Source organism: Kitasatospora sp. MMS16-BH015 (genome assembly GCF_002943525.1).
Lineage (GTDB): Bacteria > Actinomycetota > Actinomycetes > Streptomycetales > Streptomycetaceae > Kitasatospora.
On the sequence record NZ_CP025394.1, the window covers coordinates 1,190,341 to 1,214,569 of the forward strand.

Annotated in this window: 20 protein-coding genes, 1 pseudogene and 1 riboswitch; of the genes and pseudogenes, 6 read left to right on the forward strand and 15 right to left on the reverse strand. The window is 69.2% G+C overall.

The annotated features are described in order from the left end of the window. Positions 1-3 precede the first annotated feature (3 nt). The 4 genes from carA to pyrR are packed head-to-tail and all read right to left on the reverse strand — an operon-like array spanning position 4 to position 3,722. Positions 4-1,167, reverse strand: coding sequence for a glutamine-hydrolyzing carbamoyl-phosphate synthase small subunit (gene carA, locus CFP65_RS05115; protein ID WP_104814955.1), 1,164 nt, complete (start codon positions 1,165-1,167; stop codon positions 4-6). Next, on the reverse strand, positions 1,164-1,736 hold the full coding sequence (locus tag CFP65_RS05120; protein WP_104814956.1) for a hypothetical protein: 573 nt from the start codon (positions 1,734-1,736) through the stop codon (positions 1,164-1,166). The genes carA and CFP65_RS05120 overlap by 4 nt, the downstream gene beginning before the upstream one ends. Then, entirely contained in the window at positions 1,733-3,037 is a 1,305-nt protein-coding gene (locus CFP65_RS05125) for a dihydroorotase (RefSeq protein WP_104814957.1), read from the reverse strand. The genes CFP65_RS05120 and CFP65_RS05125 overlap by 4 nt, the downstream gene beginning before the upstream one ends. Before the next feature lie 49 nt (positions 3,038-3,086). After that, on the reverse strand, positions 3,087-3,722 hold the full coding sequence (pyrR, locus tag CFP65_RS05130; RefSeq protein ID WP_104814958.1) for a bifunctional pyr operon transcriptional regulator/uracil phosphoribosyltransferase PyrR: 636 nt from the start codon (positions 3,720-3,722) through the stop codon (positions 3,087-3,089). 305 nt (positions 3,723-4,027) lie between these two features. Between pyrR and CFP65_RS05135 the strand changes: the two genes are divergently transcribed. Then, positions 4,028-4,531, forward strand: coding sequence for a transcriptional regulator (locus CFP65_RS05135; RefSeq protein WP_104814959.1), 504 nt, complete (start codon positions 4,028-4,030; stop codon positions 4,529-4,531). A gap of 114 nt (positions 4,532-4,645) precedes the next feature. Here CFP65_RS05135 and CFP65_RS05140 read toward each other — a convergent pair whose 3' ends face one another. The 6 genes from CFP65_RS05140 to CFP65_RS05165 form a co-directional block, all read right to left on the reverse strand. Continuing rightward, positions 4,646-5,503, reverse strand: a complete 858-nt coding sequence (locus CFP65_RS05140; RefSeq protein ID WP_104814960.1) for a hypothetical protein — start codon at positions 5,501-5,503, stop codon at positions 4,646-4,648. A gap of 136 nt (positions 5,504-5,639) precedes the next feature. Then, a complete protein-coding gene (locus tag CFP65_RS05145; protein ID WP_104814961.1) occupies positions 5,640-6,464 on the reverse strand; it encodes an acyl-CoA thioesterase II in 825 nt (274 codons plus the stop codon). A gap of 127 nt (positions 6,465-6,591) precedes the next feature. Continuing rightward, complete coding sequence (nusB, locus tag CFP65_RS05150) at positions 6,592-7,032, reverse strand: transcription antitermination factor NusB (RefSeq protein ID WP_104814962.1); 441 nt, start codon at positions 7,030-7,032, stop codon at positions 6,592-6,594. A gap of 2 nt (positions 7,033-7,034) precedes the next feature. Beyond that, complete coding sequence (gene efp / locus CFP65_RS05155) at positions 7,035-7,598, reverse strand: elongation factor P (protein ID WP_104814963.1); 564 nt, start codon at positions 7,596-7,598, stop codon at positions 7,035-7,037. Between the two features lie 67 nt (positions 7,599-7,665). Beyond that, a complete protein-coding gene (locus CFP65_RS05160; RefSeq protein ID WP_104814964.1) occupies positions 7,666-8,772 on the reverse strand; it encodes an aminopeptidase P family protein in 1,107 nt (368 codons plus the stop codon). 51 nt (positions 8,773-8,823) lie between these two features. Next, on the reverse strand, positions 8,824-9,945 hold the full coding sequence (locus tag CFP65_RS05165; protein WP_104814965.1) for a HoxN/HupN/NixA family nickel/cobalt transporter: 1,122 nt from the start codon (positions 9,943-9,945) through the stop codon (positions 8,824-8,826). A 29-nt stretch (positions 9,946-9,974) separates the two neighbouring features. Then, a riboswitch (cobalamin riboswitch) is annotated at positions 9,975-10,191 on the reverse strand. Between the two features lie 100 nt (positions 10,192-10,291). Here CFP65_RS05165 and CFP65_RS05170 point away from each other — a divergent pair. Further along, on the forward strand, positions 10,292-10,654 hold the full coding sequence (locus CFP65_RS05170) for a metalloregulator ArsR/SmtB family transcription factor (protein WP_104814966.1): 363 nt from the start codon (positions 10,292-10,294) through the stop codon (positions 10,652-10,654). 202 nt (positions 10,655-10,856) lie between these two features. Further along, positions 10,857-11,408, forward strand: coding sequence for a 2'-5' RNA ligase family protein (locus CFP65_RS05175; RefSeq protein WP_104814967.1), 552 nt, complete (start codon positions 10,857-10,859; stop codon positions 11,406-11,408). Here CFP65_RS05175 and CFP65_RS40130 read toward each other — a convergent pair. Further along, a complete protein-coding gene (locus CFP65_RS40130; RefSeq protein ID WP_104814968.1) occupies positions 11,356-12,186 on the reverse strand; it encodes a hypothetical protein in 831 nt (276 codons plus the stop codon). The genes CFP65_RS05175 and CFP65_RS40130 overlap by 53 nt on opposite strands. A gap of 9 nt (positions 12,187-12,195) precedes the next feature. Then, positions 12,196-13,005, reverse strand: coding sequence for an Fpg/Nei family DNA glycosylase (locus CFP65_RS05185; RefSeq protein ID WP_104814969.1), 810 nt, complete (start codon positions 13,003-13,005; stop codon positions 12,196-12,198). Between the two features lie 292 nt (positions 13,006-13,297). Between CFP65_RS05185 and CFP65_RS05190 the strand changes: the two genes are divergently transcribed. Both CFP65_RS05190 and CFP65_RS05195 read left to right on the forward strand, forming a co-directional pair. After that, complete coding sequence (locus CFP65_RS05190; protein WP_104814970.1) at positions 13,298-13,837, forward strand: winged helix-turn-helix domain-containing protein; 540 nt, start codon at positions 13,298-13,300, stop codon at positions 13,835-13,837. Next, positions 13,834-14,211: a transposase gene (locus CFP65_RS05195; protein ID WP_371682364.1), complete on the forward strand. Its 378-nt coding sequence runs from the start codon at positions 13,834-13,836 to the stop codon at positions 14,209-14,211. The genes CFP65_RS05190 and CFP65_RS05195 overlap by 4 nt, the downstream gene beginning before the upstream one ends. A gap of 153 nt (positions 14,212-14,364) precedes the next feature. Here CFP65_RS05195 and CFP65_RS05200 read toward each other — a convergent pair whose 3' ends face one another. Further along, a complete protein-coding gene (locus CFP65_RS05200; RefSeq protein WP_104814971.1) occupies positions 14,365-14,859 on the reverse strand; it encodes a hypothetical protein in 495 nt (164 codons plus the stop codon). A 521-nt stretch (positions 14,860-15,380) separates the two neighbouring features. Here CFP65_RS05200 and CFP65_RS05210 point away from each other — a divergent pair. Continuing rightward, positions 15,381-16,140: pseudogene (locus tag CFP65_RS05210) on the forward strand (tyrosine-type recombinase/integrase); the annotation flags it as partial. Between the two features lie 212 nt (positions 16,141-16,352). Here the strand turns inward: CFP65_RS05210 and CFP65_RS05215 are convergent. Further along, complete coding sequence (locus tag CFP65_RS05215) at positions 16,353-16,793, reverse strand: hypothetical protein (RefSeq protein ID WP_254552241.1); 441 nt, start codon at positions 16,791-16,793, stop codon at positions 16,353-16,355. 122 nt (positions 16,794-16,915) lie between these two features. Continuing rightward, a complete protein-coding gene (locus CFP65_RS05220) occupies positions 16,916-23,743 on the reverse strand; it encodes a polymorphic toxin-type HINT domain-containing protein (protein ID WP_158702044.1) in 6,828 nt (2,275 codons plus the stop codon). Between the last annotated feature and the right edge of the window lie 486 nt (positions 23,744-24,229).

Here is a 24,229-nt window from a genome sequence, read left to right on the forward strand (position 1 = left end):
GGGTCAGCTCCCTGCGGTGGTACGGGTCATCAGCTCAACGAACCGATCAAAAAGGTAGGCCGCGTCGTGCGGGCCGGCGGCAGCCTCGGGGTGGTACTGCACGCTGAAGGCCGGCGTGTCCAGGCACTGCAGGCCCTCGACCACGTCGTCGTTGAGGCAGACGTGGGAGACCTCGGCGCGCCCGTACGGGGTGTCGCTCACCTTGTCCAGCGGGGCCTGGACGGCGAAGCCGTGGTTGTGCGCGGTGACCTCGACCTTGCCGGTGGTGCGGTCCTGCACCGGCTGGTTGATGCCGCGGTGGCCGTACTTGAGCTTGTAGGTGCCGAAGCCCAGCGCGCGGCCCAGGATCTGGTTGCCGAAGCAGATGCCGAAGAACGGCGTCTTCTTCGCCAGCACGCCCTGCGCGACGGCGACCTGGTGGTCGGCGGTGGCCGGGTCGCCCGGGCCGTTGGAGAAGAACACCCCGTCGGGCTGGACGGCGTAGAGCTCCTCCAGCGTCGAGTTGGCCGGGAAGACGTGCACCTCGATGCCGCGCTCGGCCATCCGGTGCGGGGTCATGCCCTTGATGCCGAGGTCCAGCGCGGCGACGGTGTACTTCTTCTCGCCGATCGCGGGGACGACGTAGGTCTCCTTGGTGGCGACCTCGGCGCACAGGTCGGCGCCCTTCATCTCGGGCGCGGCCTGCACCTTGGCCAGCAGCGCGGCCTGGTCGTCCACGGCCGGGCCGGAGAAGATGCCGACGCGCATCGCGCCGCGCTCGCGCAGGTGGCGGGTGAGCGCGCGGGTGTCGATGCCGGAGATGCCGACCACGCCCTGGCGCTCCAGCTCCTCGTCCAGCGAGCGCCGCGAACGCCAGTTGGAGGCGACCCGGGCGGGGTCGCGCACGACGTACCCGGCGACCCAGATCTGCGCGGACTCGTCGTCCTCGTCGTTCCAGCCGGTGTTGCCGATCTGTGGCGCCGTCATGACGACCACCTGGCGGTGGTACGACGGGTCGGTCAGCGTCTCCTGGTAGCCGGACATGCCGGTGTTGAACACGGCCTCGCCGAAGGTCTCGCCGACGGCGCCGTAGGCCTGGCCGCGGAAGGTCCGGCCGTCCTCCAGGACGAGCACGGCGGGCACGCGCTCCCGCCGCGGTCGCTGGGTGGTGGGGGCAGGTGCAGTCATGAGGCGGCCTCTTCTTCCGTCTTCGTCGTCTTCGTGGTGCTGGGGGTCACGAGTGCTTCTACCGCCGTGACCCAGGCGGTGTGCTCATCAGGGTGGTCGGCCCGGAAGCCGGAATCCAGCGCCGTCCCGTGGTGCGTCCAGGTGACGATCAGCAGACCGGACGGGACCACCTTGCCCGCGATCCCGCTGTCCCGCCGGGCGCCGGTGAGCGCCTCGGCCGGGATCCACAGGTCCTCGGCGCCCGGGCGGCGGGCCAGCAGGCCCCGCTCGGTCAGGGTCAGCTCGGCCAGGCTGCGCAGGCCGAGGCCGTGCGCGACCACCCGGTCCAGCCAGTTCCCCGCCGTGGTGGTGCCGTGGTAGCGGCCCGTGGCGGTCAGCAGCACCGGCCCGAGGTCCTCGGGCACCGGCGGCAGCTCGGGAATGTCCGACTGGAGGGTGCGGCGCCAGTTCCAGCCCTGCCGCATCAGCCAGTAGACCAGGCCGATCACGATCAGGATCCCGACCGCCCAGCCGATGTACCCCGGCCAGTTGGTGACCTTGGCCTGCTCCTGCGCGAGTTCGGTGATCACGCCAGCTCACCCGGCTCGACCAGCTCGCCGGCCAGCACGGTCGGCACCCCGCGCAGGAAGGTCGCGGCCACCCGGCCGGGCAGCTCCATCCCCCGGAAGGGGGTGTTGCGGCTCTTGGTGGCGAAGGCCTCGCGGTCGACCACGGCCCGGTGGCCCGGGTCGAAGAGCACCAGGTTGGCCGGCTCGCCGACCGCCAGCGGGCGGCCCTGGCCGGTCAGGCGGCCGATCCGGGCCGGGCGGTGCGACATCCGGTCCGCCACGCCCTCCCAGGTCAGCAGGCCGGTGTCGACCATGGTCTGCTGGACGACCGACAGCGCGGTCTCGAGGCCGACCATGCCCATCGCGGCCACGGCCCAGGCGCAGTCCTTGTCGGCGTCCGGGTGCGGCGCGTGGTCGGTGGCCACCGCGTCGATGGTGCCGTCGGCCAGCGCCTCGCGCAGCGCCAGCACGTCGGCCTCGGTGCGCAGCGGCGGGTTGACCTTGAAGACCGGGTCGCCGGTGCGGACCATCTCGTCGGTGAGCAGCAGGTGGTGCGGGGTCACCTCGGCGGTGATCTCCCAGCCCTGGGACTTGGCCCAGCGCACGATCCGCACCGAGCCGGCCGTGGAGAGGTGGCAGACGTGCAGGCGGGCGCCGAGGTGGCTGGCCAGCAGCACGTCCCGGGCGATGATCGCCTCCTCGGCCACGGCGGGCCAGCCGCCGAGGCCGAGCTCGGCCGAGACGGTGCCCTCGTTCATCTGGGCGCCCTCGGTCAGCCGGGGCTCCTGGGCGTGCTGGGCGACCACGCCGTCCACGCTCTTGGCGTACTCCAGCGCGGCGCGCATCAGCGCGGCGTCGTCCACGCACTTGCCGTCGTCCGAGAAGACCTTCACGGCCGCCTCGGAGCGGTGCATCGCGTCGAGCTCGGCCAGCTCCTTGCCCTCCAGGCCGACGGTGACGGCACCCACCGGGTGCACGTCGCAGTAGCCGGCCTGACGGCCGATCCGCCAGACCTGCTCGACCACGGCGGCGTTGTCCGCCACCGGGGTGGTGTTGGCCATCGCGTGCACGGCGGTGTAGCCGCCCTTGGCGGCGGCCTGGGTGCCGGTCAGGACGGTCTCGGCGTCCTCCTTGCCGGGCTCGCGCAGGTGGGTGTGCAGGTCGACCAGGCCGGGCAGCGCGATCAGACCGTGCGCGTCGATGTCGATGTCGGCCTCGACGGCCAGGCCGGGGCCGATCTGCTGGATGACGCCGCCGTCGATCAGGATGTCCTGCGGGGCGCCGCCGAGGAGCTGGGCGTTGCGGATCAGGTAGCTGCTCACTGCGAGGTCTCCGGGAGGTCGGTGCGGGTTGGTGCGGTGGCCGCCGGGCTCACAGGCCCTGCTCCTGAGTCTGGCCCGCTTCGGCGGCGAGGGCCTGCGAGGAGCGCGCGGCGTAGTCCCGGTCGCCGACCAGCACGGCGTCCCGGCCGTCGATGTCGGCGAGGCGGACCTGCACGGCCTCGCGGAGCGAGGTGGGGAGGTTCTTGCCCACGTAGTCGGCCCGGATCGGCAGCTCGCGGTGGCCCCGGTCGACCAGCACGGCCAGCTGCACGGCGCGCGGCCGGCCGATGTCGCTGAGCGCGTCCAGCGCGGCCCGGATGGTGCGGCCGGAGAACAGCACGTCGTCCACCAGCACGACCAGCTTGCCCTCGACCCCGCCGGGCGGGAGCTCGGTGTGCTCCATGGCCCGGGCGGGCTTGAGCTGCAGGTCGTCCCGGTACATGGTGATGTCGAGGGTGCCCAGCGGGATGTCGCGGCCGGTGATCTGCGCGAGCTTGTCGTGCAACCGGCGGGCGAGGTGGACACCGCGGGTGTGGATACCGAGCAGGACGACGTCCTCGGCGCCCTTGGCGCGCTCCACGATCTCGTGGGCGATCCGGGTGATCACCCGGGAGACGTCGGTCGCGTCGAGCACCTGGCGCGGGGGGCGCGGACTGTCGGTGCGTGCGGAAGTGCCTGTGGTCATGCCGAAGCCGACCTCCTTCCCCGCCTCACGGGACGGGCCTTAAAGGATGTCTGGTGGAACGCTCCCGGCGCACCGGAAGCTTCCGCACATCCTAACAGCGCGTTTCCCCTGCATTCGGGCGGGGCCGCTCCGCTATTCGCACGACTGCCCCATTCGGCTTGACGCGAATACCTCACTCTACGTAACCTCACAGTGAGTTACGAGACGGCCGTCCAACCCACCGGTAGCACGGCAGGCGGCGGTCCACCCGACCACCGGTGGCTCGTAGCCCACTCAACGCGAAGCAATCTCGTCCGGGGAGACCAATGTCCAGCGACTACGCGAAGCAACTCGGGGGCAAGCTCCGAGCGATCCGCACACAGCAGGGTCTCTCCCTGCACGGCGTCGAGGAGAAGTCCCAGGGTCGCTGGAAGGCCGTCGTGGTCGGCTCCTACGAGCGCGGCGACCGTGCCGTCACCGTGCAGCGCCTGGCCGAGCTCGCGGAGTTCTACGGCGTCCCGGTGCAGGAGCTCCTGCCCGGCGGCACCCCGGGCGGCGCGGCCGAGCCGCCGCCGCGCCTCGTGCTCGACCTGGAGAGACTGACTCAGGTGCCTTCCGAGAAGGCGGGCCCGCTCCAGCGCTATGCGGCCACCATCCAGAGCCAGCGCGGCGACTACAACGGCAAGGTGCTCTCGATCCGCCAGGACGACCTTCGCACCCTCGCCGTGATCTACGACCAGTCGCCCTCGATCCTCACCGAGCAGCTGATCAGCTGGGGCGTGCTCAACCCGGACGCCCGTCGCGCCGTCCGCGACGAAGACGCGAACTGAGTTTTTTAGCAGAAACGGTTAACCCAATGGGGGTGCGGGGAACTGCGCTGCCAGCCATGCACCTCGTGCACGGTTGCGCGCGCAGTTCCCCGCGCCCCCATGTGGTTGCCGTAATCAGCACACCGTCCCCAACGGGAACCCCGCCTCCGCAAAAGTGGTCGCCGCCGGCACGTACTCGTGCCCGCCGCTCTGCCAGGCCCAGGCCACCTGCCGGTACTCCCCGCAGGCGCCCCCGCCGCCCTGCGTCCCGGCCAGCACCGCCAACCCCGGCAGCTCCCGCGCGAGCCCGGCGCACAGCACGGCACAGACCAGGTCCAGGTCCTCGTCGTTGAGCCGCACCACCCCGTCCTCCCAGTGCAGCACCCGCGCCTGCGCCACCAGCCGCCCGCCGGGGGCCTCCACCGCGCAGCGGAAGGTGAAGGCGCCGTAGCCGGCGCCGACCAGCATCCGGCGGAAGGTCTCGGCCCCCTGCTGGTGGGCCCGCCGCACCTCGGCCGGCTGCCGCTCCCCCGCCCCGCCGAGCAGGCCGCCGGCCAGCAGCAGGTCGGCGTGGAGCAGGGTGAGGCCGTTCTCCCGGGCCCGGACCAGCCGGGGGATGAAGTCCCCGGCCAGCTCCTCGCCCTGGTAGGCGAGCAGTTGGGTCTGCAGGGCCGGGTTGACCAGGTACCGGTCCCGGGAGCCCTGCTCGGCCGGGTCCAGGCCGTGCAGCAGGCAGAACTCGGCGAAGTCCTGCGGGTGGAACATCCGCGCCCGCACCACGCCGAAGGACCGCTCGGCCTCGGCCAGCAGCACGGCGGTGTCCAGCAGGTAGGAGTCGAAGTCGGCGGCGTCGGTCAGCCGCCAGGGGCGGGCCCGCTCGAAGTCCGCGGCGCTGGTCAGGATGCCGGTGAGGAACGCCTGGTCCTCGCGGCGACGGCCGCCGCCTGGGGCGGCGCAGCGGGAGGTGCGGGGGTTGCGGCCGGTGCGGGACATCGGTGACTCCTGGTGCTGAGGTGCCGAAGGGGGCGGCAGTGCCGCTGCCCCCTTCCTCCCCCGCCCGCCGCTCCGCACACACACCTGATGTCACAGCCGTGTAACCGAGCGTGACGAAAGTCTGAGCGAAAGGCCCCTACCCGCGCGGGGCCCGGGCCAGCTGGCGGGACTGCGCGACCAGCCGGCCGGTGGAGTCCCAGACCTCGGCGTCCTCCTCGAAGTACCCGTCAGCCAGGTTGCGGGTGGCGTGGCTGACGAGCAGCCAGCCCGGCGCGGGCTTGGCCCGCAGATGGACCGTCAGCTCGATGGTCGGGGCCCAGCCGGGCAGGCCGAGGTCGAAGGTGACCGGCGGCAGCGCGTCGGCGACGAGCAGCAGGCTGAGCGGGTCGGGCTCGCGGCCGTCGGCCAGCTTGAACCAGCCCTGGATCCGGCCCTCGCCGGAGGGCGCGCCGAGCGCCCAGCCGACGGTGGCCGGGTCGAGCCGAAGGTCGAAGCGCTCAAGGAGGGCGGCCTGCTCGATCAGCTGCCTGGGGGCGTGCTCCACGCCGATGCACTGCTCGGGCGGCGGCAGCTGGGGCGCCTTGGCGCTGGTGCGGATCTCGCCGCCGCGCCCGGTCAGGTCGCCGTAGGTGGCGAGCACCCGCAGCCGCTCCTCGCCGCCCTGGCGCATGACCGCCGTGCCGGTGGAGAGGCTCTTGCCGGTGCGCACCACCTCGGTCTCCACGCTCACCGGCCCGGGCACCGAGGCCGAGAGGTAGTACCCGCTGATCGAGACCGGGTCCGGGTGCCCGTCCTCGCCGTGCCGCAGCGAGAGCGCGTGGCCGGCCACCGCCAGCAGCAGCCCGCCGTTGACGCCGCCGCCGATCTGCCAGCCGGCGTCCAGCTCGCCCTCGTACCGCCCGGGCTCCACCGGGGTGAGGGCGATGCCCTGGTCGAACTCGCTGCGGGTCGCGGTGGTCATGGGTGGTACGCCCTTCGTCCAGGGATGTTACCGGTCAGTAGCCAACATACGCCAGGGGCTCCTGAACCGGAACACGTGAAGGCCGCCGGACCTTGCGGTCAGGCGGCCTTCACGAGCGAACGGGGTGTCAGGCCCGGCGGATGGAGGGCTTGAGCTCCATGAACCGCGCCAGCAGGCCGTTGACGAACGCCGGGGAGTCGTCCGTGGAGAACTTCTTGGCGATCTCGACGGCCTCGTCCAGGACGACCGCGTCCGGGGTGCCGTCCTCCCAGATCAGCTCGTACGCGCCGAGGCGCAGCACGTTCCGGTCCGCGATCGGCATCCGGTCCAGCGTCCAGTCCACCGAGTACTGGGCGATCAGGTCGTCGATCCGGCGCGCGTGCGCCACGTAGCCCTCGATGAGCTGCATGGTGTACTCACCCACCTGCGGGGTGCCCTCGTCGGGCTGCGGGTCGCGGGCGCGGCCCACCCAGTCGGCGAGCACCTGCTGCGGGTCGACGCCGCGGTGATCGGCCTCGAAGAGGATCTGGAAGGCCCGGGTACGGGCCTTGCTCCGTGCGGATGACACGATTACTTGACCCGGCCCAGGTAGCTGCCGTCGCGGGTGTCGACCTTGATCTTCTCGCCGGTGACGATGAAGAGCGGGACGGCGATCTCGGCGCCGGTCTCCAGGGTGGCCGGCTTGGAGCCACCGGTGGAGCGGTCGCCCTGCACGCCGGGCTCGGTGTGCGAGATGACCAGCTCGACGGAGGCCGGGAGCTCGATGTAGATGGCGGAGCCCTCGTACATGGCGACCAGGGCCTCGAAGCCCTCGAGCAGGTACTTGGCGGCGTCGCCGACGACCGACGGCTCGATGGTGATCTGGTCGTAGGTGTCCGTGTCCATGAACACGAAGTTCTCGCCGTCCTTGTACGAGAACTGCATGCCGCGCTTGTCGACGTTGGCGGTCTCGACCTTGGTGCCCGCGTTGAAGGTCTTGTCGACGACCTTGCCGGTCAGGACCTCCTTGAGCTTCGTGCGCACGAAGGCCGGGCCCTTACCGGGCTTGACGTGCTGGAACTCGACGACGGACCACAGCTTGCCGCCCTCCAGCTTGAGGACCATGCCGTTCTTGAGATCGTTCGTGGAAGCCACGGGCGCACTTACTCCTGATATAGCTGTCAAGGAACCAAGGGGTGCGGCCTGCTCCCGCCGGGGCGGTTCACAGGGCGAGGAGCTCCTTGGTGGTGATGGTGAGCAGCTCGGGCCCGCCCTCTTCGAGGGGGCGCACCACGAGGGTGTCCTCGATCCGGACCCCGCCCTTGCCCGGGATGTGCACCCCTGGGCCGACGGTGACCGGCACGCGGTTGTCCAGTTTACCCATGTCCGCGGGGCCCAGACGCGGCGCCTCCCTGATCTCCAGGCCGATGCCGTGGCCGAGTGGGTGTACGGACGTGTCCTGGTGGCCCGCGGCTTGCAGGATCTCCCGGGCCGCCTGGTCCGGCGCGTGCTGCGCCACGCCGGGACCGAGCGCCTCCCGGGCGGCGCGCTGGGCGCGGAAGACCAGCCTGTGCAGCTCGACCTGCCAGGGCGCGGGGGCCGCGCCGATCACGAAGGTCCGGGCGGTGGAGACGCCGTAGCCCCGGTACTGGGCGCCGAGCACCACGGTCAGGAAGTCGCCCTCCTCCACCCGGCGGTCGGTGGGCTGGTGCGCCTCCTGGCCGGAGTGGCTGCCGGTGCCCACCGAGACCGGGAAGGCGGCCCGGTCGGCGCCGTGGTCGATCATCCGGCGCTCCAGCTCCATCGCCAGGTGCCGCTCGGTGCGGCCGACCAGGATGGATTCGAGCAGCTCGCCGAGCGCCTGGTCGGCGATCTCGGCGGCGATCCGCAGGTCGGCGATCTCGTGCTCGTCCTTGACCACCCGCAGCCGCTCCACCGCCTCGCCGAGGTCGGTCAGCCGGATGCCCTCGGCCAGCCCGGCCACTGCCCGGTGCCGGGTCACCGTGAGGTCGTGCTCCTCCACCGCGAGGTCGGCCACCCGCAGCCGGCCGGCGGCCTCGGCGGCCACCAGCGCCGAGTCCTCCCCGGCGGCCACCGGCAGCCGGGCCACCTCCGGGTCGAGCAGGTGCTCGCCGGTGTCGTCCGGCGGCAGGTCCTCGGGCAGCGCCAGCAGCGCGCGCTCCCGGGTCAGCAGCAGCGTCGCACCGCAGGGGGAGCAGCCGGTCAGGTACCGGACGTTGGCGGCCCGGGTGACCAGGGAGGCGTCCGCCCCGAGGGCACTACAGTGCTCGCGCAACCGCTCACGCCGGGCCAGGTACGCATCAGCCATGCTCACGAGCCTACGGAGCCCCGCCGCACCCCGCCTGTCAGGCGCACCCGGTCAGGAGGTCTTGCCGGCCCACCTGCGGTCCACCTTGGCCAGCTTCCAGTAGCCGATCGCCAGCGCCCAGACCACCACGAACAGGCCGACGATCGCGAAGCCCACGTTGTCCAGGCTCAGCTCGGAGATCCAGCCGGACACCGGGTCGGTCAGGTCGAACTTGTCGTGCGCCACCGAGACCAGCTCGATGGTGCCGATCACGAAGGCGACGGCGATGGAGAGCCCGGTGATGGTCAGGTTGTAGTAGACCTTGCGGACCGGGTTGGAGAAGGCCCACTGGTAGGCGAAGTTCATGAAGGTGCCGTCCAGGGTGTCGAACAGGCTCATCCCGGAGGCGAACAGCAGCGGCAGGCAGACGATCGCGTACCAGGGCAGCCCGGCCGCCGCGCCGGAGCCGGCCATCACCATCAGGGTCACCTCGGTCGCGGTGTCGAAGCCGAGGCCGAGCAGCATCCCGACCGGGTACATCTGGCCCGGGCGGGTGATCGAACGGGTGGCCCGGCCGAGGACGCGGTTCATGAAGCCGCGCGAGTTGAGGTGCTGCTCCAGCTCCTGCTCGTCGTACTGCCCGGCCCGCATCGCCCGGAAGACCCGCATGATGCCGGTGAGCGCGGCCAGGTTGAGCGCGGCGATCAGGTAGAGGAAGGCCCCCGAGGTGGTCGTCCCGATCATCCCGAGCACCTTGTGGGTGGTCGACTCGTCGTCCATCAGCGTGCCGGCCAGCGCGGCACCGCCGGCCACCAGGCCGGCCATCACCACGACCATGGTGGAGTGGCCCAGCGCGAACCAGAAGCCCACCGAGACCGGCCGCTTGCCGTCCGCCATCAGCTTGCGGGTGGTGTTGTCGATCACGGCTATGTGGTCGGCGTCGAAGGCGTGCCGCATGCCCAGGGTGTACGCGGTGATGCCGAGGCCCACCCCGAACACCTGGGTGCCGACCTTGTAGTTCTCCGGCACCACCAGGAAGAACAGGGTGCCGAAGGCCGCCACGTGCATGGCCAGGATGACCAGCATCAGGCCGACGGTCCGGGTGGTGTCCTCACGCTTCCACCGGAAGCCGGCGGGGGCGGTCGCCGCCACCGGGACGGCACCCGGGGCAGCACTGATTTCGGGCAGGGTCATCTGCGGTCACGCTCCAGCACCTCGTGGATCACTTCGTGAAGTGCCGTGGCCGGTCTCCTGGCTTACGGGTCAGCGCACCCGCACCCGGCCTTCCCGGACTGACGTCCAGTGACCCTCCGTTCGTACGGTGAGGTTCGTACGGAGATGGTGCGGGCACTACCCGATCACAGTGGCGAGGGCCGCTCCGGGCTGGGACCTTGATGGTCCGTCACCGGCTTCCCGAGCACCACGGCGTGGAACACCGTAGGGGTGACGGCCCATGACCTGCAAGCCTGCACACCTGTGCAGGTGTCGCACATCACGCCCCACCGGAGCCGCCCCGGCTCAGGATGAGACAATCAGGGGCATGCATCTCGTCCCCGCCGACCGCGCGACCCACCGGACCATCGACGGCCACCGGGTCTGCGAGGCCATCGCCGCCATCGGTGACACCGAGCACGTCCGGGCCTGGGCCGAACGCTTCTCCCTCCTCGCCGACCCCGGCCGGCTCGCCATCCTGCTGGCCCTGCACGAGACCGGCCCGCTGGCCGTCTCCGACCTCGCCGTGGCCACCGGGATGAAGGACACCGCCGTCTCCCAGGCCCTGCGCCTGCTCCGCTCCGCCGCCCTGGTGGCCGGCGACCGCGACGGCAGGATCGTCCGCTACCGCCTGGTCGACACCGCCATCGCCGAGGTCCTGGCCCACGGCGTCCTCGGCCACCGCGACTGAGCCCGCCCGGGCCCCCGACCCTCGCGGCGCAGCGCAGCCACCCGCCGCCCCTCCGGCCCCTCGGCCCCACGCGACGCTCACCCCCGCGCGCCCCACCTGTCCCCCGGCCTCGCTCGTCTCTCCCCTCCCTTCCCTCCCGTCTCTCCCCTCACCCGGCCGTAAATACTTCGTCAGTTCGGCCCGGGCTCCCTACGGTGATCACATGCAGACCGTGGAGCTCACCTGTGCCCCCGAGTTCGACGCCGCCGTCCGCGAGGTCTGGCAGCGGCTCTCCGACGGCGGCGTGCCAAGCCTGGCCCGCAACACCCACGCCGGCCACCGCCCGCACCTCACCCTGGCCTGCGGCACCCTCTCCCCCGAGGCGCTGGCCCGGGTCGACGAGCTGCTGGCCGCATCCCTCCCGCTGCCCGTCCGCCTCACCGGCCTGCTCTCCTTCAGCGCCCGCAGCCGCCGCCGGGTGCTCGCCTGGTCGGTGGTCCCCGGCTACGAGCTGGTCCGGCTGCACCACCGGATCTGGCAGCTGCTCGCCGACTCCCCCGAGCCCAACCCGTACTACCTCCCCGGCCGCTGGTCCCCCCACCTCGGACTCACCCGGCGGCTGGAGCCCGAGGAGCTGGTCCGCGCCCACGACCTGCTGGGCCGCCTCCCGGACCTCACCGGCGAGTTCGACGCCGCCCGCAGCTACGACACCGACACCGAGCTCACGGTGCCGCTGGGCGCGGGGCGGCCAGCAGCCCGTGCAGCGAGCGGGTGAACGCGGCCACGAACCGCTCCCGGGTCTCCTCGTCCAGCAGCTCCAGCGAGAGGTACGGGTTGAGGTCTTCCAGCTCCACCAGCAGCAGCTCCCCGGCCGCCGTCCGGCAGGCGTCCACCCGCTGGATCCCGTGCGGGAGCCCGTTCCACTCCACGAACCGCTGCGCAAACGCCAAGTCCGCCTCGCTCGGCTCGTACCGCTCCAGCAGCCACCGCGCCGCCGGGTCCGGGGCGTACAGCGCGTACTGGCACTCCTGGTCCACGAAGTAGAAGGACACCTCGTACGCGAAGTCCACCTTCGGCTGCACCAGCATCCCCGCCAGCTCGGCCCGCTCCAGCTCGGCCGCCGGGAGGACCGCCATCCCGATCGAATCCGCCCCCTGCACCGGCTTCACCACGTACTCGGGCACCTCCGGCAGGCCGTCCCAGCCCGCCTCTGCCGTGGGTATCACCGGATACCCGGCCGCCGTCAGCTCGACCAAGTAACCCTTGCCCGCCATGTCGGCCTTGCCACTCAGCGGGTTGTACACCCGGATCCGCTCCCGCCGGGCCCGGTCCGTGTACTCCTCGTACACCTCCCGGTGGTGCAGCACCGGCCCGCTGTTGCGCACCACCACGGCGTCGCACCCGCCCATCAGCCCGGTCACCTCGGCCGGCGGGCAGGTCACCACCTCGAACTCCGGCTCCAGCCGCGCCGTCAGCCAGCGGTCCTCGGCGCCGTAGTCCCGACCCTTGGCCGGGTAGTCGAAGTCGGTCACGTACACCACTCGCGGTCGCATCCGGCGACCCTAACGCTGCTGGCAGCGGGGACACCAGAACAGATTGCGGGCCGCGTGCGACTCCGTCCGCACCTCGGTGCCGCAGACCAGGCAGGGCATCGCGGCCCGCCGGTACACGTAGACCTCCCCGCCGTGGTCGTCCACCCGCGGGGGGCGGCCCATCGCCTCGGGGGTGTGCTCGGGCCGGACGGTGTCGATCCGGCCGGCCCCGACGCCGTCGTGCATCAGGTCGACCAGGTCCGCCCAGATTGCCTTCCACTCGGCCTCGGTGATCGCCTTGCCCGGCCGGTGCGGCGCGATCCCGAGCCGGAACAGCACCTCGGCCCGGTACACGTTGCCCACCCCGGCCAGGATCTTCTGGTCCATCAGCAGCGCGGCGATCGTCGTCCCGCTCCGCGAGATCCGCCGCCAGGCCGCCGACCCGTCCTCCCCGGCCCGCAGCGGATCGGGGCCGAGCCGCCCGTGCACCGCCGCCTTCTCCCCCGGCGTCAGCACCTCGCAGGTGGTCGGCCCCCGCAGCTCAGCCCAGGACTCCCCGTTCTCCACCTTCAGCCGCACCTGCCCCACCGGCTCCGGCGCCTCCCCCGCCCCGAAGGTGAACCCGCCGTACAGCCCCAGGTGCACATGCAGCCAGGCATCCCCCTCGAACCCGACGAACAGGTGCTTCCCGTGCGCCTCGGCGCCCTCCACCACCCGCCCGTCCAACACAGCCGCCCCCTCCGCGAACCGCCCCTGCGGACTCGAAACCCGGGCCAGCCGCCCCCCGAACAACCGCGCGTTCTCCCCCGCCAGCCGATGAATGACGTGACCCTCAGGCACCCCGACTCCTCCCAACCGCACCCACTCGAACAGCCTCCATTCTCCCGGACCTCACTGACACCCTCCGGACAGTGCCCACCAGGCCCCGAACCGACCAACACGCGGCCCGCCCCTGGCTGAAGGACGAGGCGCGATGGTGTTGCGCGAACTGCGACGCTCCCTCTGATCGCTGTCGGGCGCTACTGTCACGTCAAGCGACATGGCTTTCAGAGACAGCCGTTACTGAACTTGATTGGGTGATGTCGGAGCCGTTCGCGTGACGGTGGCCGGTCTGATCCGGTAGCCCTGGACCGTGAGGTACGCGCAGGGCGGCAGGTTGACCGACGCCGGGAGGGCCGTGAGGGAGCGGGTTCGGCTGCAGGCCGTGGAACGCTTCGAGGGCGGGCGGAAGAACAGGGCGATCGCTGCCGCGCTGCGGGTGAGCGAGCGGTCCGTCGAGCGGTGGCGCCGGGCCTGGCGGGAGTGTGGCGAGGCCGGAGTCCTGTCGAAGGGATCGCCGGGCCGACCGCGGCTCAGCGACGCGCAGGTCACTAGGCTGGAGCGGGAGTTGGAGCGCGGCCCGCTGGCCCACGGCTGGAGCGACCAGCGCTGGACCCTGGCGCGGATCAAGACGCTGATCGGCCGTCTGTTCCACGTGAGCTACACGGTGGAGGGCACGTGGCAGTTGCTGAAGCGGCATGGCTGGTCCTGGCAGCAGCCCGCCCGGCGGGCGATCGAACGCGACGACGCGGCGGTCGAGGTCTGGAAGAAGGAGACGTGGCCGTTGGTAAGAGCACCGCGGCGGAACGCGACGCCTGGGTGGTCTTCGAGGACGAAGCAGGGCAGTCGATGACGCCGCGGCGCGCGAGGAGTTGGGGCCGCAAGGGGTGCACTCCGGTGGTCCGGGTGCGAGGCCGAGGCTCGGGCCGGGTGTCCATGGCCGGGCTGACCTGCTACAAGCGGGGGAAGCGGTCTCGGATGTTCTACTCGGTCCGCGAGTACCGGGGCCGCGAGGGCGAGCCGAAGGGCATCGGCTGGCGCGACCTGCGTGACCTGCTGGTCAGGACGCACATGCAGCTCGGCGGCCCGATCGTGCTGGTATGGGACAACCTGCGTATGCACCTGGTCGAACCGATGCGCGAGTTCATCGCCGACCACGCCCACTGGCTCAGTGTCTTCCAACTTCCGAGCTATCCGCCGGACTTGAACCTACAAGAGGGGTTCTGATCGCTGGTCAAGCGCGACATCGGCAATCTCGCCGCAGCCGACCTCGGTCAGATCACCCGCGCCGTCAAGCGCAGGCTCAAGCAGATCCAGTACCGCTCGGAGTTGGTCGACGGCTACCTCGCCGGCACCGGCCTGTCCCTCGCGACGCAGTCGTCAGAAGCTGCCGAAGAAGCGATGCCACCAGCTGGGCCGCTGGACGTGCCCAGGCAAGCGGCTCGGTCCGTCGTAGTCGCACTCCAGTAGTTCTTCGGGAACGATCGCGTACCCGAGGTGTGCCAACGCCCGGTTCACCCTGCCCAGATCCGCGGCGTCCAGCTCGCCCTCGGCCTGCGCCTCCCCGGCGCCTATGAAGGCACCGGGGTTATCCGCGCAGACCAGGGCCAGCGACCCGAACTTGCTCACGCAGACGACGATCCGAGTCCCGCACACGGTCGCATCTGCCGGTACGGTGACACGCCCGTACTCACTGGAGTCCTGGGTGTCTCGCTCGGTCGCACATCGCGTGGCGAAGTCGTCCTCGAGCCGCGACACCAGGTCTCCGAACAGCGCGCCGGCCGCGCCGCGGTTGTAGTCACGGGGCCACTTCAGCCACTCGGGATCATCGAGCTCGCGCAACAAGGCCACCAGATCCGCTTCACGCTTCGTCACACGCACATCTCAGCGAATTAGCAGCCGACCTCGCCAGCCCGACAACACTCATTCAAGTTCAGTACTGCCGTCAAGACCTCAAAGAGCCCCGCCGGAGCAATCACGGCGGGGCTCTCTCCGTCTACCGAATGATCCTTACACAGTCTGCTTGGTGCTAAATCGCCAACTTGTCGATTACTAGATCACCAGATCCAGTCTCAAGTTCGACCGAGTCCGTTAGATGGATATGACTCCCGGCTGGAACCGCATCCTGCGCAAGCGCAAGACAATGCCTCGCGAGCGAAATTAGGCCAGCGGAATTTGCCCTGATGGTGACTTCGGACCCCGTTCGGTCTACAAGGATTTGAAAACCGTCATCCCACGAGAAGATCAGATGATGATCTGGACCATATGGTGGCACATCAAGGCTTACCTCGGCCATCAGCACGTGCCTCCCTGAAAATAGACGTGGTCATTCTGAACAACCTTCATTCGCCCGGTCTTGGGATTTACTTCCATGCGCTCGAAATTAGTGTGCGGCAAAGTCGGCCCTGGAGCACGCCGTCCGGGAGGAAGAGATCCCGCGCAACGTCGCCCGCAACGTCCGCACCGGCACACCACGACCCCGCCGCTTCGAACCCCTCACCGCCGACGAAGCCCGCACCCTCCTCACCGCCGCCCAGAGCCACCGCCTCCACGCGCTGTTCGAGCTCGCCCTCCGCACCGGACTGCGCAAGGGCGAACTCCTCGGACTGCGCTGGGAAGACCTCGACCACGGCATCGGCACGGCTAGTATCCGCCGCACCCTCCAGCGCACACGCAGCGGCGACCTGACCACCCTCCCCACCAAGACGGTCAGCTCGCCCTCCCGGCCCCCTGCCTGCTTTCACTCCGTGCCCACCGCAAGCAGCAGGCCCAGGAGAAGGAGAAGGCCGGCGCGGGTTGGGTGGACAGCAGCCACGTCTTCACCCGGCCCGACGGCCACCCCATCGAGCCTGCCACGCTCACCCGACACTTCAAGGCACTCCTCCGCCGAGCGGGACTCCTTCAGATCCGATTCCACGACCTCCGCCACTCGACCGCGACGCTCCTCCTGGAACAAGCGTCGAACTCGTCGTCATCAAGGAACTCCTCGGCCACGCCCACATAGGCGTCACCGCCACCGTCTACGCACACGTCCGCCTCCGCCTCCAGCGCGACGCCATCGACCTCCTCGGCCGCACCCTCGGCAGGGCCTCCAGGACCGCCACCAGCCCAGAGGACGGCGACGACCCACCGCTTTGTGCAGTATCTGTCCGCTGACGTTGCCGTCAACCATTGCCGTCAGACCAGACTGAAGCCCCACCAGGCGCCGCCTGGTGGGGCTTCAGATTTGCACACGTAGATTCATGCCTGGTGACGCTTGCGGGGGTACTCTCTCGGATGCGTCACGACGCATCTCGGGCTAGCTTGTCAATCTCCTAGATTCCTAAATCCTGTCTCAAGCTTTGCTCGCACGGGCCGATGGTCCATCCCTACGCAGGACGGAGAACAGGATCAATATCGGCCAAAAGGCCAATCAGCCCACGCGCCCCCAGAGACACGTTCTCGTCAGAATCCCGCGTCAGACCTTCGCATATCTGCATCGCTTCATCTCGGTCGCTGGAAAATACGCCAAAGACATTGACGATTGCGGTATAAATCCACTCGGCATGATCAGCATCAGCAACTGCCAATGCGGAAGCGACTATCGCTAGCCCAATCCGGTCCTTTCGCCGAAGCACAGATTCCACGGTTACCAGGGTGACAAAGGTGTCGCCGGCATCGAGCATGAGATCTAGCAGTATCCCAACAGACTCGTCCAGCTCGGCAAATCCAGCCAGCCCGCGACCTGCATCCGCCCTGTCCCGGTAGTCGTCACTGCGCCCAAGCTCACTGAGCGCCACGATAGAAGCGCGTCGAAGGGCATTGTTCACTGCCCGCTCGTCCCTTCCGTGATCTTTATCTATAGAAGTGTTGATATTCCACTCCGCAGGAGCAGGTACAGATCAATCATACAATGCGGGCTCCACCGTGGCCGTTTCGTCTCCATGTGCCCTTAGAACGGGCACCCGACAGGCGGACCCCCAGCCGGACCAGTCCCAGGAAAGGCGTCAGGGGTCTTATTGACGTACACCTTCCCATTGGGTGCGACATTGGTCTTGTATGGCTGCCAGTGAGGGGTTTCGACACCCTTATGTGCCGCACCAAAAAGATCAACGCGGTATGTTAGATTTCCACTTTCGTCATACACTCCCCAGCCGGTGAGTGCACCACCCGCATCTGGGTATCTTTTGTACAGAATTCCGTTTTTAGGCCCTCCAGTCTCGGGAAGATGCCCCTTCTCCCATTCGATCGCATTATCCCAGGGGTTCTGGTCGGAGTTGTGGACGAGAACCGGAGTCTCACCGGCGAGCACATAGTACGTGTGGACGTCGGCCACCGTGAGGTTGTATGCAACCATCGTCCAGTCATGGTGGACAAGGCTGATCACCTCTGCCGTTGCACCACTGCTAGCCCGAAGTCGCTCCCCCGCCCTTAGGCTGGCCGCGTCGAGCCACATGTGCCGCGTTTCCGACCAGAAGGGGTGGTGGTCGGTCGACGTGAGGGTCTGGTCGGCTCCGTCGAGACCGCGGATGGTCAGAGTGGTGAACCCCTTGTCGTCTGGGGTGCGGATCGTTGCGGTGACCTCGTGGCCGCGGGTGTCCCCTGTCTGAGGGTCGGTCGCCAGGACGACGTCACCGTCCTTCAGGTTCTCAATGGACTTGTAGGTTCCATCGGCAAGAAGTACCTGCGTTCCGGCGGGGAAACTGTTTCTGCATGCTCCTCCCCTGACTGGCATTGAGCCCATTCCAGGCACGCCAGCCAGCTTGCCTTCCGGCGCGCCGGCGCTGAGACGCCCGCGCATCCCGACGGGGCCCTCATTCCCGACGAGCATCCCGTCTGCGAGACCGGCCAGGACCAGAGAGCTGAGGTTGAAGACGTCGCTGGGACAGTTGTCCTTGCCGATGTCGTCGCACGCGCCCATGACGGTGATCTGAAGCGAGTAGCCCTGGACCGGATAGTCCGGGTTTGTATAGGGGCAGCTCTTCTTTCCCCAGTCGCCCTTACAGAAGTCCTGCATTCGGGAGTAGAGGGCGTCGGTGAAATCCGCGCCCTTGTCCCAGTTCTCGGGGATGGCAACGCCGGGGTAAACGAGGACTTTCTGGATACGGCAGCACGTACCGTCACTGCGAGTCCCGCGCGCCTGGTGGCCGGTGCCGTCGGCGTCATGACCGTTGGTGGCCGTCGCGGTGGTCGACAGTCCTTCCCTCGACGGTGTGTTCATTCCGAGCTGGGTACCACCGTCACATTCATCGGACGAGCGGCAGCCCATCAGGCCACTGGGGTCGCTGAGGTTGACCGGGTCGTTGCTGCTGTAGGCGTAGCCGTTCCACTGCTGCGGATCCGCCGTGTCGAGCAGCGGGTCGGGGCTGATGAACCGGCCGTGGATGGTGTCGTAGGCGCGGGCGCCGAGGTTGGTGTAGCCGGCAGTGTCGTCCTTGGTGCCGCCGACGAAGCCCTTGTCACCCGACCAAGTGCCCTGGGCGGGTTGGGTGCCTCGGGGGTTGCCGAACGGGTCGACCGGGCGGCGGGTCTTGGTGTTGGTGCTCAGGTCGATGGAGAGGGTGCCGGTGCCGTGGTGATCGGCGATCTGCGCGACCAGGTCGCCGCCGTCGACGCGGACATCGGTGATGCCGTTGGGCATCGGGTAGTAGCGGGTGGCGGTGATGCCCTTCGGTTTGACGTTGTTGTCGACGGTGATCTCGTCGGCACCGAAGAAGTAGGTGCTCTTGCCGGCGTAGCGGCGGATGAGTTGGGTGCCGTCGGCGTCGTAGACGTAGTGGGTGTTGCCGGGTTGGGTGCGCTTGTCGACGGTTTCGAGCTTGTTCTCGCGGTCCCAGAGAAGGGTGGTGAACTCGCCGGGGTCGGTGACGAAGGCAGTGTTGCCGGCGGTGTCGTACTGGGACTTGCTGACAGCGGGGGTGCCGCTGCCGGTCTGGACGGAGGAGGTGAGGAGGGCGTGCGGTCCTCCGGTGCCGCTGTCCGGGTTGGGACTGCTGGTCTTGGTGTTGGGGCCTTGGCCGAAGGTCTGGGTGGTGGTGATGTCCTTGGTGGTGTCACCGGCCGGGTCGTGCTGGATGAGGGTGGTGCGGTTGCCGGTCAGGTCGTAGCGGTACTCCTGCCAGTAGGGGTTCCCGCCCTTGCTGACGGTGGTCTTGGCGGGCGGGACGGCGCCGCTGGTGGGCGTCGCGTTGGCGCAGGCGCCCTGGGAGAGGACGGAGAACGGGATGGCGGGTGGGTGGGTGATGTCGCCGGTGTCGGTCCAGGCGGTGGTGAGGCGGCCGAGGCGGTCGTAGGTGAAGCACTCCCGGTCGCGGGCGGAGGGTGTGTTGTCGGGGGTGGTGGAGATGGAGGTGATCTGCCCGGCGGTGTTGTAGGTATACCCGGTGATCTGGGTCTGGCCTTGCTGGTTGGTCTGCTGGTCGACGTAGTCGCGCAGGACCTGGCCGGTGTTCTGGTCGTAGTCGGTGCTGACAACGACCTGGGTACCCCACGGGTTCAGCGTCGTGCGGTCCGGGCGGCCGTAGGCGTCGTAGTCCGTGTTGAGGTCGTAGGTGACGACGCCCTTGTAGTCGGTGAGCAGGCCGTAGGAACCGTACTTGTAGCTGAGGGGTTCGTACGGGAGTCCGCCGACGGCGGGCATGATCGTGTAGTTGAGGTTGCCGGTGACCGGATCGAAGCCACTGGTGGTGGAGTAGGTGTACGGGTCGGTCTGGCCGAACTCGCTGCCGGGGAGGGTGTACTTGGTGCCGGTGGCGCGGTAGGCGTCGTCGTAGCCGGTGACGGCCTTGGTGTAGGCCGGGCCGGATGCTCCGGCGGTGTAGCGGGTAGAGCTGGTGGGCTTGCCCTTGGCGATGTCGTCGTAGGTCCAGCCGGCGAGCTGGTTGCCGGCGCTGATGCTGCCGTTGTACTCGCCTGTCTTGCGGCCGAGGAGGTCGTAGGTGTAGGCGAGGGTCTGGTTGCGGGCGTCGGTGGTGGTGGTGACGCGTCCTGCCGCGTCGTAGGTCTGGGTGGTGGTGCCGGTGTCGGGGTCGGTGGAGCTGATCTGGTGGCCGAGTTGGTCGTAGCCGTAGGACCAGGTGTTGCCGGCCGCGTCGGTGCGGGTGGCGGGCTTGCCGTCCGAACGGTAGGTGTAGCGGGTGACGGTCGCGTCGCCCGCGTTCCCGGTCGGGGTCGGCGTGTTGTACTGCCACAGCTCCGTGGTGCGCCCCCGAGCGTCGGTGAACGTGCTGCTGGGGGCTGTGCCGCCCGGCCGGGTGACGTCGGTGCGGTCCACGCCCGGGTAAGCGGTGGTGGTGGTCCACTGGATGCTGTTCTTGGCGCGGAAGCTGGTGGAGACGGTGCGGCCGAGGCCGTCGAAGGTCTTCAGTGTCTGCCCTGGGACCGTCGCGTCGCCTTCCACTGGAGTGGTCTTCGGCACCACCAGGGTTCCGCTCGGGTGGATGAGGTCGTTGTACCAGGGCGTGTTGGTCTTGTAGGCCCGGCCCTGGGAGTCGTAGTAGGTATCGGAGATCAGCCGACCCGTGTAGCCGGAAGCCGACGGGTCGCTCTGTGTCTGCCGAGCCCGCCCGAGACCGTCGTTGATCTGGACGCTCGTCACGTATGTCGGCGCCGAGGAGTCCATCGTGAGGGTCTTCGTCGTGACGTACGGCGGCAGCGCATGGTTGGGGTCGAGTGTGTAGGTGAACGTCTGGTTGGCGTTCGCGCTGGCGGTCCGGCCGGCGGACCAGAGGGCGACGGTGCGACCAAGGGAGTCGGTGACCTGCTTGACGGTCTTGCCGTTCGGATCGGTGCTCGTCAGCATGTCACCGCGCCGCACGTCGAACGTCGTGGTGGTATCCCACGTACCGCTGGACGCCCCGGGGATCGGGGCGGACATCGTCACCGTCGCGGGCTGCTCACCTGTGGCGGCCGGGGTGTAGGTGGTCGTGGCGGTCGCGCCTCCCGGGTGCTGAGAATCGGTGCTGGTCAGCGCAGTTGCGGTGACCGTGCGGCCGTAGCGGTCGAACGTGGTACCCGTCTGCGGCGTGAAGTGGGGGTTGCCCGAGCTGTCGTATGAATCGAGGATCTGGGTGCTGGTGGGGTTCGCCGTCGCTGCGGCTTTCCCGAACGCCAGCCCGTCGAAGAGGATCTTGCTGTCGGAGACAGTATTCGATGCTGCAGGTGTCGCGCTGCAGGCGCCCTGGCCGCTGATGGTGGTTACACGGTCGGTCAGGTCCACGCGCTGCGTGTCGGGTCCGGTGGCGTAGTCAGTACGGGTGCACAGGTCCGGCAGGCCGTCGGCCTGATCGAGGACGGTCTTGGCCCGGTTGCCGTGGGACGGGTCCAAGGTGCTGGTCTTGGTGTTGGTGCGCCAGGTGCCGTCGGTCTTCAGGGCGAGCGCCGTGGCGACCATGGTCGTCCCGGTGTAGCGCGCGACCTGGGGGACGTCGAGGGCGGTGCTGCCGGTTTTGGCGTGTGTTCCGGTGGTGTAGGGGTTGAGGGTGCGGTTGACGGTACTGGCGACGATCTTGAGATCCGTCGGCTTGGCTTCGTCCTGGGCGTAGGTGTCGGTCTGGAGCACCTGGCCGGCTAGCCAGTCGTCGTCGGTGACCTTCTCCTTGAGCGCGTCGGTCAGCTGGACGGACCGGGGTGCCCCCTTGGTCTTGTCCCCGTCGAGACCTTGGAGGTAGGTGGTGGTGGTACGGCCCTTCGGGCCGTCGTTGCCGTTCCCCGTGATGGTGGTGACGGTGCCGTAGCCGCGGAAGTCGCCCCACGTGCGGGCGTTGGTCTCGGTGAACTCGCTGTCGTCACGGTGCCAGCCCGGCTTGCCGTAGCTGTACGCCGTCTTCGACGCCGTGTACTCACCGTCGTTGGCACTGGTGGTGGGGTCGTCGGTGGTGAGCGCGCTGACGGTGTAGTGGTTGAACCAGTCCAGGATCGGATCGGTGCCGGCGACGGCACCAGGCGGTGTCCACTTCACCGGGAAGCAGGACATCGAGTTGTCGTCCTCGCTCGTTGGCATCACATGGTTGAGGCGTGAGCAGCCAGGGAGGTTGTAGTCGACGAGTAGGACGGCGCCGGTTTCGGTCTGGATCTGCTGGATCCGGGGGCGTCTGATGTCGGGGAAGGCTGCGCCGTTGGCGGCGGTGGCGATGCCGTCGACGCGGTTGGGCAGCATCACCGGGGTGAAGTTGATCGACGGGAGGGAGATGTCGGGGCCGGTGGTGTTGCCTTCGCGCTGGATGGAGTTGAGCCAGAGGGTGCGCTGGCTGGTGGTGTCGAGTGGGTCGGGGAAGGTCTGGGTGAGGGTCCAGGTGTCGATGATCCACCAGACGTTGTTCTTGCGGACCTGGGTGGCGATGCTGGCCAGGCGCTTGGTGGTGAAGAACGTCGGGCTGTAGTGCGTGCAGGTGCCGCTGGCCTGGCATTCCTGGTCGACGGGGGTGTCGTACCAGCGGTCCGCGTTGGCCGCGGTGCGCAGGCTCGGGTCGCAGGTGAAACCGGAGTCGGGGAGGCAGCGCTCGGTGTCGGCACGGAAGAGAACGCGGGCGGCGGGCTGCAGGCTGTCGCCGGCGGCGAGTTGCTCGTCCTGGCGCTGGTTGTAGGAGATCTGCGAGAGCAGGTTGGCGCGGGTGTAGGCGGTGGTGGTGCCGTTGCCGTTGTTCTGGCCACCGCCGCGCGCGTAGTAGCCGGTCTCCGGCTTGTACGTGTAGGTGATCAGGTTGCCGTGGGGGTCGATGACGAAGTCGAGCGCCCAGCGGTAGGCCATCTGGCACCAGGACGCCGCCCCCTGGCTGGAGTTGTAGCAGGGGTCGGTGCTGCTCGGCGAGTAGACCGGCACGGTGGAGACGGAGTTGCTGGCCGCCCCCATGGTCTGCATGCCGCCGTCAGCCTTGGGCAGGTAGTTGGCACCGAAGTAGTAGACGGTGCCGGAGGTGTCGGTGAGCTTGACGTAATCACCGTTGTTCGCACCGTTGTTGGCACCGGAGAGGAACTCGACCTTGGTACCGTCGTCGTTCTTGAGGCGCCAGACCCCAGAACTGTCGTCGTGCACCAGCGGGCCCGAGTGGGAGCCGAAGGAGAGCGTGGCGTTGTTGCCGGCCCAGCACTCGTCACCGGATCCGGTGATGCCGTGCTTGTCGCAGGCCCGGTAGGTCCGCTCGATGAAGCCGGGCGTGTAGTCCCAGCCGTCACCGATCCACGAGGACTGCGAGTTGGTCGCAGACGTCTTGCCGTCCACGGAGGAGGAGTTGTACGACAGTGCGACCGATGGGGCTGCGCCGCCGAGCGGTGCGGGCACCTGGATGCCGTAGTTGTAGGTGAGTCCGCCGTTGGAGTTGCCGGCCGCCCAGCCGGCCGACGGGGCGAGGCTGGAGGCCTTGTAGTCGCCGCCACCGCCCGATGCCGTGTTGGTCGCGGCGACGATCATGGGGGCGGACGCCGCGTTGAGCGCCTGCGGCGACGCCATGGCGGAACGCCCCGCAGCAGCGGCGACGGACTTCGCTCCGCTGGGCAGGGTGACGTCGGCGACGACGCGCTTGGTCGCGGCGTCGACGTGGGTGGCGAGCGGGGTCTGCACGGTGCAGGCCGGGACCTGCGGGGTCGTCAGCGCGCAGGCGGGCAGGGTGACGAGTCGGCCGCGCTGGGCGAACGCTCCACCGGCCGCCGCGTCCAGCGCAGCCTGGTCGAGCGTGACCTGGGCGGGGCCGCCGACCGTGGCGGAATCGGGCACCAGCTGAAGGAGGACACCGTCGATGCCGGCAGCCTGCGCTGCCTTGGAATCAGCCTGATGAATCGTCAATCGACCTGCCAGGGATGTCTTTTCTGGGCCGGTCTTTGACGTTTTGGAAATCCATATCGGAAGGCTTCCGGCCCGTGCCGGAGAATCCGTTCCGGCTGCCGACAGGTCGACGGCCCCGGATGCTACGGCGGCCGGCTTACGCGGGGTCGCCGGTGCGGTCGGGGGGACCGGGTAGTGCGGTTTGACGGCGGCGCCGTGGGCCGCGTTGACGACCGCTATGGATGGCGTTTTCGGTAGCGGCGTGTCGGGGGGCGACCAGAGCTTGGGCGGGTGCGTGGCGGCGGCCGCGAACCCGATCGGGCCCACCAGGCTGACGAGTACGGCGAACGCGCTGACGATCGCGGTGCGTGAGCGGGTACTTCGTCGGTGGAATGTGGGATTTGTGCGGAATGTACGCACAGTCAACTCAACCCCCCTGGAGTGAGGAAACGACAGAAACCCGCCGGGCGAAGGCCGGGCGGGCTGCTGGGACTCTAGGCGCCTACG